We start from the raw sequence: 13,586 nt of genomic DNA, 5'->3' as shown, positions 1-13,586 counted from the left end.
CCTATCGTCTTTTTTATTTTTTATTGAAAAATAAATTTAAATCAGTTTTATCTGTATCATAAGCTAATGCTTCAGCAATACAATCTTGAATAGTTTCCAATTTAGCTTTTTCAAAGAATGGCACTGAAAAAATATAATCCGATCCAGCCCTTTGAATAATCAATACATTTTGCATACCACTACCTAAAATACCAATTCCGATTAATAGTAAAATGAGTCCGAATATAAAGTTATTTCCTAGGGTATTAAAGGAAATAAGAAGAATAATCAATCCTAATATAATAGGTTTTATTCTATACTGAGAAGAAATCATTGTAGAACTAATATTTTTCAAAGGAATGCTTTGATTATCTTTTCCAGCAGGAATAAATCCTAATATAGTGTTTCCTGTTGATACTTTTACAAATCTTGAATCAACTGAAACAAACCCTTTAATCCAAAAAAACAAAAGTGACAACGAAAAATCTGTTTTTTTCTCCATTTCATCCTCCTAAAATGTAAAATATTCTATTTATAAAAATATCATATCAAATTTTCCGTAAATTGGGAATAGTAACAATTCGTTCTTTGCTAGTAATACCTTTTTTCTTCTTTTGCGTGTTCCTTCAACCTTTTCTTTGTTTGTTCTTTTGTTAATAGATGAATAGTAACACGATTTAAAGTTTCACTTTATCTACCATCTTGATGTGTCGTTCTATTGAAAAGTCAAATTTGATCAATTAAATGCGATAAAATTTGGTCAAAAATAATGAAATTTCAGGAAAAATAAGGTACACTAGTCAATGGTTTTGGTTTAAAATCGATGGACGTTAATGTATACGGGGGAAAGATTGATGAACAACAATACAGTAAATGAATCAGTTGAAGAAGTTGATAGAAAACGAGTAAGATCAAGCAAACGTTTTACAAATTGGAAGTTTATCGCAGCGGGTGTTGGTATAATTGCACTTCTCATTGGGGGAATGAGTTATTATCAGGCAACTCACTTCAATTCGAATGTTACGATTAACGACACAAAAGTCGGTGGTCTGAGCGCTGATCAGGCAATACAGAAATTAAAAACATCTGGATTAGCAAACAAAGTCTATGTCGATCAACAACAAATTTTAGATGAAAAAGATACAAAAACGGAACTTACGGAAAAAGATGTGCCTCAAGTTAAGAAACTATTAAAAAGCCAGTGGACATTTTTCCCTTCCGCAAAGGAAAAAAATTATTCATTGCTACCGGACGAGGCGGATCAGTATCGTAGTGAAACGATGAAAAAACTTGTAGAAGAAAAGCTCATCTCTATGAATGAAAAATTAAAAGCGCCTCAAGATGCTATGGCGAAGCTTGAACAAGGAAAAGTTGTTATTTCGAAGAGCGTTGATGGAAAACAGTATGACGTTACTAGTCTACTGAAAGATTACGACAAGCAGAAGTATAAAAGTGAAATTCATCTGAAGTCTACATACATAAAGCCTATTAAAGAAGACGATCCGATTGTCAAAAAAGAGGAGGAAGCACTACAAAATCTTCTTCAACAGTCCGTTGAGTATAAAGTGCAGAATGAAGTTTATCCTTTAAAAGCAAAAGATTTAATTCAAAATGCCTCTATGTCAAAGGATATGAAAGTTACAATCGATGCGAGCGACATTAAGAATAAGATTGCTGAAATTAATAATGCTAAATCAACGTTAAATAAAGATTTCGCATTTAAAACTCATTCTGGTTCGGTCATATCAGTAAAAGGGCAAGGCTATGGCTGGGCACTAGATGTTGAAAAAGAAACAAAACAAGTTCAACAAGCTTTTGAAAAGGGTGAAAAATCGCTATCTGCTTCTAATATTCATGGAAATGGTTGGGAGAAGGAAGGTATCGGTTATAAAACAACAGCGAATAATGGTATCGGAGACACGTATGCGGAAATTTCAATTGCAGAGCAACAAATTTGGATTTACAAAGATGGAAAATTAGTAGTTACAACAAATGTAGTAACTGGTAAACATAGCACGAGTGAAGATACATCACCAGGTGTGTGGTACGTCTTATATAAACGAACACCATACACGCTGAAAGGAAGCGCAGTAGGTAAAGCTGATTATGCAGTTAAGGTAGATTACTGGGTTCCATTCACAAATAGCGGTCAAGGGTTCCATGATGCCGGCTGGCGAACAAACTGGGCAAATAATGCCTATTTAACAGGGGGATCAGGCGGGTGTGTTAACCTTCTTCCTAATGTTGCAAAAACTGTGTATGATAGTTTGAACACTTATGATCCAGTTATCGTGTACTAGAAAATAGCTACTATCAAAAACTTAAACGAATAAACAAAGCAGGAAATTTTACCTGATGATACATGAAAAAACACCTCTTGAATTCGCATATTTAGTGTGCAAATTCAATGGAGGTGTTTTTTGTTTGAAGACAAGAGTTCATTGCCTGTAAAAAAAGAAGTGGAAAGAGATTGAGGTGAAAAATAGGTATTCAAATAGTCAATAAAATTGACACTGAATATCATTTTCATTTATTATGGAATCGTCACATGTAATTGGATATGATTTTTGTGAAAAAGTTTACTTTTTTATTAATATAATAGATTTCTATTAAGGTGTCACATTTAAGAATTTATACGTAGGAAAGGGTAAAATAAAAATGAACTGGAAAAAAGGCGGATTATGGATTATTATTTTTTTCATTGTAAAAGGTACGATTTCTACACTTTTAATAGTTACAGGTGCTAAATATTTTGATTTATCATTTATGCAACTTTTCGTACTAATACTGATCTTATTACTGATTTCTCTCATAAGTCGAAAATTGCTGTATAGACATAAGCAAAATAAAAAACAAAAAGAGCTAAATATATAATGAAGCCCCAGAGACCTTTGGATTTCTGGGGTTTTACTTATAAAAATTTATAGTTCATAAAACAAAAAATTCTGCACCATTTAAACTCGGGTAACAATTCATGTGATCAAGAATACTTGAGCTAACAGATTTCGTTAGATTGCCATCATCTTTTTTATAATAGAATAGATTCATTACCGTTTCAGACCTATGTATTCATTCATAACCTAACAGTAAAAGGGGGGATGATTAAAGGTATGGCGATTAATGAGGAATCAATTTGTCAACAGTTTGCAAGAATTATCGGTGGCCAAGAAGGATTCGCCGGTGGGAAATGCGTGGCAACAATAAACCGGGATGAAATACGCGCAACAATCTTGGGAAAACGTTTTAGAGTAACAACTTCCTTCTCATTTGAATCAAGAGATAATAAAACTGGACGGGCATTATGCTTAGGCCGGATAGCACTCTTGCAAAAGGAAGTTACTGAATTTGTTGCTACAATTATTAAACAAGGAATAATAGTTTCGTCTATACACAATGAGTGGTTATGTGATAATCCAAATTTGATTTACGTTAATATCGAAGACGTTGATGATCCACTAACTTTCGCAAGAAAAGTTAGAAGAGCGTTATGCAATTAACCGACTTTTTTAGTTAATTGAGTGATTATGTTGATTAGAATATTTCAGAGTGTTGAATGGTATATTTGGAAAATAGATTTAAGTGGATGGTTTTATAAAATCTCATATATAGCTAAAAAGAGTAACTCCATTTTGATCACTCTTTTTCAAAATGGAGTTTTTGTAATTACTTTTAAATAAGGGTTGAAGAGAGCTTTTTAATCAATCTTTATTCTGAAGCTACAGACGAGCATACATTATGCTCGTTTTTCAATTGGTAGTTTAAATGTAAAAGTACTGCCTTCTCCTAATTTACTTTCAACGGTAATTTCTCCTCCGTGTAGTCCGACAATCCATTTTACCATCGACAATCCTAAACCTGTGTTTCCGATGTTTGAAGATGTTCGTGCTGCGTCAACTCGATAGAAGCGGTCCCATATTTTCGCAATATGTTGCTCGCTGATGCCTATGCCATTATCGGAGACTTTACCTATTATGTTGGTTTCATCCCGGAACAGTTGCATATTCACAGTGCCGTTCGCTTTGCTATAAGCAATCGCATTCGTTAGTAAATTCATTAATAAACGCATCATCAATGTTTGATCTGCTTTAATAAACAGGTCTTCCTCTATATTAGTTGTTATATTAATCGAAGCTTCTTGAACCATTAATGAAAGCTCTTCTACAACGATTTCCGTTAATTCACTCATATTGATACATTCGAATTGAAAAGTATTATGCTTTTCTTGGTCAACTCTTGCTAATAATAAGAGTTGCGAGATTAACGCGGACATTTTACGTGATTGCCTTAAAATTACTTCTAACGATTCTTCCATTTCTTTCGGATTATTCCTCTGCGATAAAGCGTATTCGCATTGCGAAATAATAACAGATGTTGGTGTTCTTAATTCATGAGATGCGTCAGATGTAAATTGTTTTTCACTTTCGAATGATGTCTCCAATCGCTCAAACATTTTGTCAAAGGTTTGTGCTAAATGATACATTTCGTCTTTCGATGAACCTTGTAAATTAATTCTCTTCGAAAGGTCTTTACCATCACCAATTTCACTGGCTGAATCACTCATTTGTTGCACAGGTCGAAACGCTCTTTGCGTAATAAAATATCCACCCACTGCCGCAATGAGAATAAGTAATGGAAATGAGATGAGTGTTACCACAATAAGCGTATTCATGGTCGATGATAATTGATTCATGGTCATTATTCCACGAACCCAGACTTGCTCATCGCCGCCTACATTATGGAGGAAATCATATACTATCCATTCTTTATTACCGTCTTTAATGGTTTGTATTTCATCGGATTTAAGCGATACCTTTTTATTAAATCCTGTTGGACTATGTCCTGCCAGTAGCTCACCTTGCTTACTATAAATGAAGATATTTACTCCATCTTCTAAGGTTTCAAAATCATCGTCCATCTTTAACTGTCCATGCTTATATTCGATATCTTCAATGCTTTCTTTTACTGTGCTCTTCAATTGATTTTTCATATTAAAGAGCACAACTTTATCTGAAGAAGTTAAAATAAAAGATAACACGAGTGCCATAATAATTACAATTAGCCCCGTATACCACAGGGTCACTTTCATTTTTATTGATAGTCTTTTCATGATTCTACTCGCAATACGTAACCAGTACCTCGTACCGTATGAATTAACTTCGTTTCAAACTGGCTATCAATTTTTTTACGAAGGTATCGGACGTAAACATCAATAATATTCGAGCCACCTTCATAGTCGTAATTCCACACATGTTGCTCAATTTTATCTCGTGTCAACACAACTTCTTTATTACGAATCATATATTCTAAAATAGCAAATTCTTTACTGGAAAGATTGATAACTCGGTCGCCCCTTGTTACTTTATGCATATTGCAATCCACCACTAGGTCAGCGATTTCAAACACATTAGATGTATTTCCTGTTTTTCTTCGCATCAACACTCGAATTCTTGCTAACAGTTCGTCAAAAGCAAAGGGCTTTACTAAATAATCGTCCGCACCTAAGTCGAGTCCTGTTACGCGATCATCAATTGTATCTTTAGCTGTAAGAAGCAAGACAGGTGTTGTATTATTGTCCGCGCGTAATCTTTGTAATACTTGTAAACCATCTATTCCGGGAATCATAATGTCAAGCACAATCAAATCGTAGGTAGCCATGCTTATATAATCCAAAGCATCTTCTCCATTCCCACATCCATCGACACTATAATATTCTGCATTTAATCGTTTTACCAATATATTTTGTAAGTCTTGTTCATCTTCGACAATAAGAACTCGCATTAACATTCTCCTTTTCTTCTTATTTATATGTATCACTATAATTCCAAAACATTAAAGAAAGATTAGAAACTATTTAATTATATCATTTTATTTTTTGCACATTAATCTTCCTTTAATGTTTGTTCAGTAATATAAAGACAAGGATAAGGTGCACATGTAAAGGGAGGAGAACATAATGGGAAAATGGATGATGATTGGAGCAATGTCTTGTTTATTTTTAACAGCTTGTTCTACTCAAGCTGATAACGATACAGAAGTGCAACAACTGAAAGTAGAAAATGATAAATCACAAAAGGAAGGTGCTCAACTACAACAAGAACCACACGAAACAGGGCCTGCTATGAATGATACTAAGCAAACACAAGATTTCAAAAACGAAGTTACATCTATTGTAGAAAAGGCAAATAACACGAAACCAGTTGGAGCAAAAGAAGATAACTTAAATACGTACTTAGCAGCAAAAAAAGAAATTGACCAATTAGATGACAAGATAGATCTATCTGATGATCAGCTAGAAGCAGATTATTATGCTGGAACGATAACTGTTGAACAATATCAAATACAAGAAAGAGAACACGATATACTTGAAGATCAATTAGAGCAAGCAGAAAATGCACTTGAAGCAAGATTTGGAATAGATGATTAATCATTAAGGAGTGGATGAAAATGTTAAAACATAAAAAGAAAATAATTATAAGTGTAATTGCTATTTTAGTAAGCGGTATTGTTATTGTTGGTGGATATTATGGTATGGGTTACAATTATGCAAAAAAGAATGAAAACTACACAGAGAAACAAGTTCGTGAAATTTCTTTAGCTCATACAAATGGAGAAATTATTAATGTGAAAAAAGAATTCGAATTAGAAGATGACAACTTAGCACAATCTAAATTTGAATATGAATTGGAAATCAAGACACCTGATAATCTATTAAATATTTTAAAGGTTAGTGCTAGAACAGGCACAATAGAAATCAATAATGAAGATTGAAAAAATATTAACAAATAAAATATCACGTATTTTAAAAACTCCTAACAAAATTTGTTAGGAGTTTTTTCACGTTTATACTCTACTATTCTAAAAGGGGAGCCGCTATATCGCTATCAAGTTAAGAAATACACTCATCTGAAAAACGAAAAAATGAGCTGAATTCTCATAAATAACTGTAGAGGTATAAATTTTTCGTTTTGGAGATATTTTAAAATCTTAGCTTGATGGGTATGTGGCGATACCCCACATCCATCAACTTAAGGTATCTTTTTATACAAAATGTGGTTTTTTCACGTAGTCTTTTATTATCTTTTATAGATAGCATAAAAGTAGGCACATCAAATAAACCCTGACGGGTTTCAAATTTTCCGCTATGCTACCTGATGGGCAGAAGTGGTATACTCATACACAACACCTAAAATATCAAAGACTGTTTTTTTCTCATATCTGTGAGATTTTCGTCCGTTTCGCTGTAGGAGGTTAAACAGACGAAGGAGAATCTTTGATAATTCTTGGGTGTTTTTATGTAGTGCTTGATGAAAAAGTAAGAAATAATCTTTAATTATGTACATCGCTTTATATTCACTTAGTTCTTTCTGTTTCTTACGTAACAGGAGTTCTCTCATTTTAAACATAGTAGAAGAACATAATAGGATACTAATGAGTTGTCCATAAAGGTGGCATTCTAATCGCTCTTGTTTAATAGATTTACAACGATGAATTCGAAACCAAGATTTCCATATTTTAAATAACAGCTCAATTTGCCAACGCAGTGAATATAAATCATAGATTTTCTCTTTCGGTACCCATTCCGTAGGAATGTTTGTCATATATACCGTAATTCCTTGTAAAAGTTTCGTACGCTCTGTATATGTAATCCCTTTTTTCTTTTCACGAATAGCTCGATCATGTAGACGTTTCTGTTTTTGCTCCTCTGTACATCTATAAACCACAATGCGAGTGGGTAGTTTGTCTTTGCTCCCTACATATACATCATGTAATTCATACACTTGGCCAGGTTGTAATTGGTTCATGATGTCTTCCAAATGAATTTGTATATATACCGGTCTCAATTGAGCAGGTTTTGTTTTAAATACCACTGTTTCGAATTCTTTTCTATATATTTTAGTTGGTAATTTAAGACGCGATAAATAATACCCTTCCTTATCTTGGATCGATTTAAAGTCTTGTAAACGAAAATACCCTAAGTCACGAATATATAGTTCATTCTTTTGTGTCATGTCCATTCGAGTCGCCCCATATGCCTGATCACTTCGTTTTCCTGGTTCAATTTTCACATCAGAAAACTCTCCACTCAACAAGTCATACTCTAATTGAATTTTCACACCAGCTGTATGACTACAGCCTCCGGCACCAGGATAAGTAGCTGCGAATCGATCTGGAACTTGAAAGGTTGTAGAATCAAGGATGCGAATCCGCTCAAAGTAAGCAGAAAGAGAATGAGAAATTGTAGATGATCCTCCAATTTTAGCTTGTAGAAGTGTAGTAAATACATTTCGAAAGAAGGCTACAGAAGCCGAGTTAAATCGTCGATTCAGTCCCTCAGGACTTAATAAAATTCCTGTTGAAGTTTCTAATTGACTACAAAGTTGAGTAAGAGAGGTTGTAGCGATTTGTTGATTTAACCATACACACAAAGATAAAAAATGGTGCCCATGGCACTTACGTTTTCGTTTCATTCCACCTGCTTCTATAGCTAATTGATTAAGTGTAGCGGGAGACATATATCGATATAACTCTTCGGCAAATAAAGACAGCTCTTGTTTTTGATGCATATTCATAAAAAGCACGTCACCCTTTCTCATTAACATAAGAGAATAGTAACGTGCTTTCAAGTTTAAGAATAGTCTAAATCCTTAAGTTGATGGATGTGGGGTAGAACCACATGCCCATCAAGCTAAAGTTTTATTAAACCCCCAGAACGAAATTTTTAGGCTTTCTTGTAACGAAAAAGCTTATTTATCGTTTTGGAGGTGACCTTTTTTCTTAGGTTAATGGCAATGTGGTACTACCCCATTACGTAAGTGTGATAATGAATCAAATCCCAAATTTGTATTATTTTTGTTGAGGAAAGAGTACTGGTAGTATGAAGAGAAAATAGATTTTCTAAAGTAAAAGAATATGTTATTAAAAGTAAGGCTTTCTTATTCATTTGAATAAATCGGTAAAATATGATAATATATCCATCCGGTTTAAAAGATGTAAGGGGGGAAACGGTATGCAAATACTATTAATTAGGCACGGGGAATCGGAAGCAGATATTTTAAACGTGCATGAAGGAAGAGCAGATTTTGAATTAACGGAAATGGGTAGAAGACAAGTGGGAGGTTTAGTACATAAAGTGAAAAATGACTTTCCACCAGATTTTATATGGGCAAGTACATTAAAGAGGGCGCGAGAAACTGCTGAAACATTAGCGAAAGCTATTGGTTGTCCAGTGAAATTTGAAGAAGAATTAATGGAATTTAATAATGGTATACAGGCTGGCATGTCTTTTGAAGAAGCGAAAAAGTATCCGGAGCCAAAATTTCTTCATGATCGTTTTGAAAATGGAGAATCATTCATAGAGTTTCGAATGAGAATTGAAACGAGATTTTCTAAAATTGTGACAGAAAATAAATATGAACGGATTGCGATTGTAGCTCATGGCGGGGTAATTATTAGTATATTACGCGCCTTTTTCCAAATGCCAATTAACATGGATTACTATTTTAAAGTAGGGGATACAGGGATTAGTATGATTGAACTTACGGATAAAGAAAAGGTAATTCATTTTATCAACGATACGAATCACTTAGAATGTATATAGGCGAAAATGGGATTCAGCTGAGATACGTGTAAAAACGAATCATAGGCTTGATTTTATTTGCATTTATTGTTTTTATATTAAATAACTAATTTACGATAAACAAAAAGAGAATAGATTTCAGATAACCTTTTTCTTTGGGGGAGTTATATGTCGTTTGAACAATGTCAGAGTATCAATTCATTAATGTCAAGCTTTGATAGAACGTGGTTTTTTGCTGGAGGGTGGGCGATTGACCTTTTTATTGGTGAAGAGACAAGAGAACATAAAGATATAGAGTTTGCTGTTTTTCGAAAAGATCAACAATATCTGAAAGAGTATCTTAATGAATGGGAGTTCAAAAAGGTAATTAAGGGTAAGTTTCATACTTGGGAAAATGAATTTTTAGATTTGCCAATTCATGAAATACATGCTTCGAATATGTTAAACGGAGATAAAATAGAAATTCTTCTTAATGAAACAAACGGAAGTGATTGGATATTCAGAAGAGACTTTAGGATTTCTTATCCACACAATTCCGTTTGGAGTACTACTAAAACAGGTATTCCATACCTAAATCCAGAAATTGTACTTTTATATAAGGCGAAGAATACAAGGGAAAAAGACCATCAAGACTTTATCGCTATAAAGGATTATCTTGATAATGAGAAGAAAAAATGGCTGCGATATGCTTTAGAAGTACACGAACCAGAACATAAGTGGCTTCAGTTTTTAATCTAAAACTTATTTAACTTGCAGGTGCTTTTAGTTCAATGAAATTAAAGTACTTTATTATCATTTTTATAAATAAATTTGCAGAAATTATATATTTTTAAACAACTTCATTATCTTTGTACAAGGAGGTTAAGCAATGAGAGCGCCATATCAAGTATTGATATTTCCTTATATAATAACCAATAATTCTATTCAATATGCTATTTTTAAACGAAGTGATTATGGTTATTGGCAAGGAATAGCTGGTGGTGGAGAAGATGGTGAGACTCCTATTGAATCAGCAAAACGGGAAGCGTTTGAAGAGGCTGGTATTATAAGAGAATGTCCATATATAAAATTAGATTCTGTGTCTTCACTACCAGTAGAGGATGTAGTTGGAGGATTCCTTTGGGGAGAAGATGTTTATGTAATAAAAGAATTTTCTTTTGGAGTTAAAGTCCCTACAAAAAACATTTCATTGTCTAAAGAACACTTAAATTATAAATGGTTGTGCTTTGAGGAAGCAGTAAAGCTTTTGAAATGGGATAGCAACAAAACAGCATTATGGGAATTAAACAAAAGGCTGTTAAAACAATTAAAGTGTTAGTTAACAAAGCCGATAGTGGAGCGAGAATTAAACAATTTAAAAACTTTGCTACATTATATATGTAGCAAAGTTTTTTTCTTAGCGTATGAAATTCGCGTTTTGTTGGCGAGACCCTATCGCTATCAAGCTAATAAAAAGAAATGCCCCTAAAATGAAAAAATACGCCATTCCTTCCTATGATTCTATAGAAAGAATAGCGTATTTTCATTGTTTTTGGGATTAATTTCTTAAGTTTCATGGAAATGTATTTGCAAATCCAAAATATGGTTGACATTCTGGGATTACATTTGTAATATTGGATTATAGATTACAAGTGTAATACAAGGGGTGGAATTTTATAAAATGAAAGAATTACCTAAAATATCGGAAGCTGAATTTGAAATCATGAAAGTTCTTTGGTCAAGGTCGCCTCAAACAGCCAATGAAGTAATTGAAGCACTTGAGGAAACGATGAATTGGAAACCGAAAACGATTCGAACGCTTATTAATCGATTAGTCCAAAAAGAGGCTGTTTCTTACCATCAGGATAAAGGGCGTATGTATGCATATTATCCTTTAGTGTCGCAAGATAGTTATCTACAAGTAGAAACCAAATCGTTCCTCAAACGTTTCTGTGGTGCAGCATTTAAACCTTTACTTGTGAATTTCTTAAAAGAAGAAAAACTTTCTTCAGAAGATATTAACGAACTCAAACGTATTCTGGATGAGAAGACTGAGGAAAGTCAGAGGAAGGATAGATGATGATAGATATGTTTGTAAACGTCTATCTACCTCGATTTTTTGATTGGGTGATAGAAACATCCATTATGGCAAGTATATTAGTCGGCTTAATCTTATGTGTCAAAATCTTGCTTAGAAATAAGATAACTCCGCGATGGCAGTACATGTTATGGATGATTTTAATTGTAAGACTTCTATTACCATGGTCACCAGATAGTTCCTACAGTATTTATTCTCTTCTTTCATATAGCTCTGGCGTGTCTGAGATTTTTCAAAAGGATACTACTCCAGCTATACAACAAAAAAGCGTGTCAGAAGATAAAACGAATCATTCAGTAACTACAAAAGGAGATAGTTACAAATCTAACTCCGTAAATGTAATGAAAGAGAGTGACCAAATAGATAGTAATAAAAAGAAAGAAGATACTACACTTTCCGTTTATAAAGTTACGTTATATATTTGGCTTTTTGGAGTTGTTATTCTAGCAACGATAACTTGTATTACGAATAGACGATTATATTCTTACATAAAAAAGCAACCCAATATTACGGATGAAAAAATTGTTGGGATTTTTGAAAACTGTAAACAATCTATGGGAATTAAGAAGCAAATTCCATTACGGTTGGCTGGAAAAATCTCAAGTCCGACTGTTTTTGGGCTTTTTCGCCCGAGAGTATTATTATCAAGCAGACATATGAAAGTATTGAATGAGCAACAACTACAATATATTTTTTACCATGAGCTATCTCATATGAAACGAAGAGATATAGCTGTAAATTGGGTTTTGTATAGTTTAATCATCTTAAATTGGTTTAATCCGATTCTTTGGTATGCCTATTCATGTATGCGAGAAGATCAAGAACTAGCCTGTGATGCATTTGCGCTTACCTTTATAGAATCAGAGGAACAAATTGCATATGGACATACAATTATTACTCTTTTAGAACATTATTCAAGTTATTATCAAGCACCGAATCTAGCCAATTTAAGTAGAAATAAACGAACGCTAAAAAGGAGAATTCTTATGATTAAGAAATTCCAAAAGAAATCATATCGCTGGTCTGCGCTTGGAATTATTGCAATAGTTGCTGTTGCATCTATTTCCTTATTCAATGCACGTGCAGTAGAAGGAGATGAAAGGCAGAAGGGACAAGTGGTAGAAAAAAAGCAGAAATCTAAAGATGCTTTTCAAAATGCTGTAGAAATAATATTAGGTACACCAGAAAATGCGGAAAAAGAGTGGGGGATGGTAGAGAAGTCATATAAAAGAGATGCAGACTTTTTGTATTTGGCAGAAAAATGTTTAACAAAAGAGGAGTTTGAACAGTACGTACAACTGTTCAAGGAAACTCGTGCTATTCATAAAAAAGCAATGGTCAAAAGAAAGATAGATGAGAATTTTAAGGATTATGACGGAGATACAAAAGAACTTAGGGAGGAGCGTTTGAGTCAAGCTGATCGTGAAAGGTTAAATGCGCTTTATAATCAATTAAAACCATTTATAGATAAGGTGACTGAATCTTTAATATATACCGTAGAAGAAGCGCAAAAATATGTTGATTTCCAAATTAAGAAACCGAATTATACAGTTGAGGGGTATAAGTTGCAGAAAGAAATCGGGGATTCATTCCTTGAAAGAACACCAAAATTAGTTATTAAATCAGAATATATAAAGGGGAAATATGGTTATACCATTTATCAATCCGAGATTCTTGAAGAGAGTAAAGATCCATTTTATGCTCTTTTTAATCGGGAGGAAGATATAAAGAAGTATGAGTTAGAAGGGAATCAAGTGTTTTATTCTGCTAATCATTCCATTTCTAATTTACAAGGTATGAAGATGATTGTTCCCGCAAAAGGAAAGAATAGTGCATATCAGATAGTTATCATAAATCATAGTTTAGATAATCAGGGAAAAGCAGTGTTTGATAGGAATGTAAACAAAACGGAAATGGAAAAAATAATACTTTCAATGCTGAAATAATAAAAAG

At 33.3% G+C, this 13,586-nt stretch carries 14 protein-coding genes; 10 read left to right on the top strand and 4 right to left on the bottom strand.

The window, feature by feature from the left end; translation table 11 throughout:
• Window positions 1-13 precede the first annotated feature (13 nt).
• Window positions 14-481: a hypothetical protein gene (locus MHB76_RS15070; RefSeq protein ID WP_002110683.1), complete on the bottom strand. Its 468-nt coding sequence runs from the start codon at window positions 479-481 to the stop codon at window positions 14-16.
• Between the two features lie 352 nt (window positions 482-833).
• Here MHB76_RS15070 and MHB76_RS15065 point away from each other — a divergent pair, with 352 nt between their 5' ends.
• The 3 genes from MHB76_RS15065 (at window position 834) to MHB76_RS15055 (ending at window position 3,476) form a co-directional block, all read left to right on the top strand.
• The gene (locus MHB76_RS15065; RefSeq protein WP_078174897.1) at window positions 834-2,279 is read left to right on the top strand and encodes a L,D-transpeptidase family protein; all 1,446 of its coding nucleotides are present in this window, start codon (window positions 834-836) and stop codon (window positions 2,277-2,279) included.
• Between the two features lie 358 nt (window positions 2,280-2,637).
• A complete protein-coding gene (locus tag MHB76_RS15060; protein ID WP_002161189.1) occupies window positions 2,638-2,853 on the top strand; it encodes a hypothetical protein in 216 nt (71 codons plus the stop codon).
• Window positions 2,854-3,089: 236 nt separating this feature from the next.
• Window positions 3,090-3,476: a DUF1259 domain-containing protein gene (locus MHB76_RS15055; RefSeq protein WP_078174941.1), complete on the top strand. Its 387-nt coding sequence runs from the start codon at window positions 3,090-3,092 to the stop codon at window positions 3,474-3,476.
• A gap of 236 nt (window positions 3,477-3,712) precedes the next feature.
• Here the strand turns inward: MHB76_RS15055 and MHB76_RS15050 are convergent, their stop codons facing one another.
• Window positions 3,713-5,086, bottom strand: a complete 1,374-nt coding sequence (locus MHB76_RS15050) for a sensor histidine kinase (protein WP_078174895.1) — start codon at window positions 5,084-5,086, stop codon at window positions 3,713-3,715.
• A complete protein-coding gene (locus MHB76_RS15045) occupies window positions 5,083-5,757 on the bottom strand; it encodes a response regulator transcription factor (RefSeq protein ID WP_002161191.1) in 675 nt (224 codons plus the stop codon). The genes MHB76_RS15050 and MHB76_RS15045 overlap by 4 nt, the downstream gene beginning before the upstream one ends.
• Before the next feature lie 175 nt (window positions 5,758-5,932).
• Between MHB76_RS15045 and MHB76_RS15040 the strand changes: the two genes are divergently transcribed.
• Complete coding sequence (locus MHB76_RS15040; protein WP_078174893.1) at window positions 5,933-6,403, top strand: hypothetical protein; 471 nt, start codon at window positions 5,933-5,935, stop codon at window positions 6,401-6,403.
• 20 nt (window positions 6,404-6,423) lie between these two features.
• Window positions 6,424-6,747, top strand: a complete 324-nt coding sequence (locus MHB76_RS15035; RefSeq protein ID WP_078174891.1) for a PepSY domain-containing protein — start codon at window positions 6,424-6,426, stop codon at window positions 6,745-6,747.
• A gap of 371 nt (window positions 6,748-7,118) precedes the next feature.
• Here the strand turns inward: MHB76_RS15035 and MHB76_RS15030 are convergent, their stop codons facing one another.
• Window positions 7,119-8,549 (bottom strand): IS4-like element ISBce2 family transposase, encoded by a 1,431-nt coding sequence (locus MHB76_RS15030; RefSeq protein WP_080019313.1) that lies wholly within the window; start codon window positions 8,547-8,549, stop codon window positions 7,119-7,121.
• Window positions 8,550-8,986: 437 nt separating this feature from the next.
• Between MHB76_RS15030 and MHB76_RS15025 the strand changes: the two genes are divergently transcribed.
• From MHB76_RS15025 to MHB76_RS15005, 5 genes are all read left to right on the top strand, one after another.
• Window positions 8,987-9,577: a histidine phosphatase family protein gene (locus MHB76_RS15025; RefSeq protein ID WP_078175174.1), complete on the top strand. Its 591-nt coding sequence runs from the start codon at window positions 8,987-8,989 to the stop codon at window positions 9,575-9,577.
• 147 nt (window positions 9,578-9,724) lie between these two features.
• The gene (locus MHB76_RS15020; protein ID WP_078175173.1) at window positions 9,725-10,294 is read left to right on the top strand and encodes a nucleotidyltransferase domain-containing protein; all 570 of its coding nucleotides are present in this window, start codon (window positions 9,725-9,727) and stop codon (window positions 10,292-10,294) included.
• Between the two features lie 130 nt (window positions 10,295-10,424).
• On the top strand, window positions 10,425-10,874 hold the full coding sequence (locus MHB76_RS15015; protein WP_078175172.1) for an NUDIX hydrolase: 450 nt from the start codon (window positions 10,425-10,427) through the stop codon (window positions 10,872-10,874).
• Window positions 10,875-11,216: 342 nt separating this feature from the next.
• Window positions 11,217-11,615, top strand: coding sequence for a BlaI/MecI/CopY family transcriptional regulator (locus tag MHB76_RS15010; protein ID WP_078175171.1), 399 nt, complete (start codon window positions 11,217-11,219; stop codon window positions 11,613-11,615).
• Entirely contained in the window at window positions 11,615-13,579 is a 1,965-nt protein-coding gene (locus MHB76_RS15005) for a M56 family metallopeptidase (RefSeq protein ID WP_340988186.1), read from the top strand. The genes MHB76_RS15010 and MHB76_RS15005 overlap by 1 nt, the downstream gene beginning before the upstream one ends.
• Window positions 13,580-13,586 lie beyond the last annotated feature (7 nt).

The sequence above is a fragment of the Bacillus sp. FSL M7-1345 genome (assembly GCF_038006985.1).
Taxonomy (GTDB): domain Bacteria; phylum Bacillota; class Bacilli; order Bacillales; family Bacillaceae_G; genus Bacillus_A; species Bacillus_A cereus_U.
The sequence above is the reverse complement of the archived record's forward strand: the minus strand, read 5'-3'. Positions and strand labels throughout refer to the sequence as shown.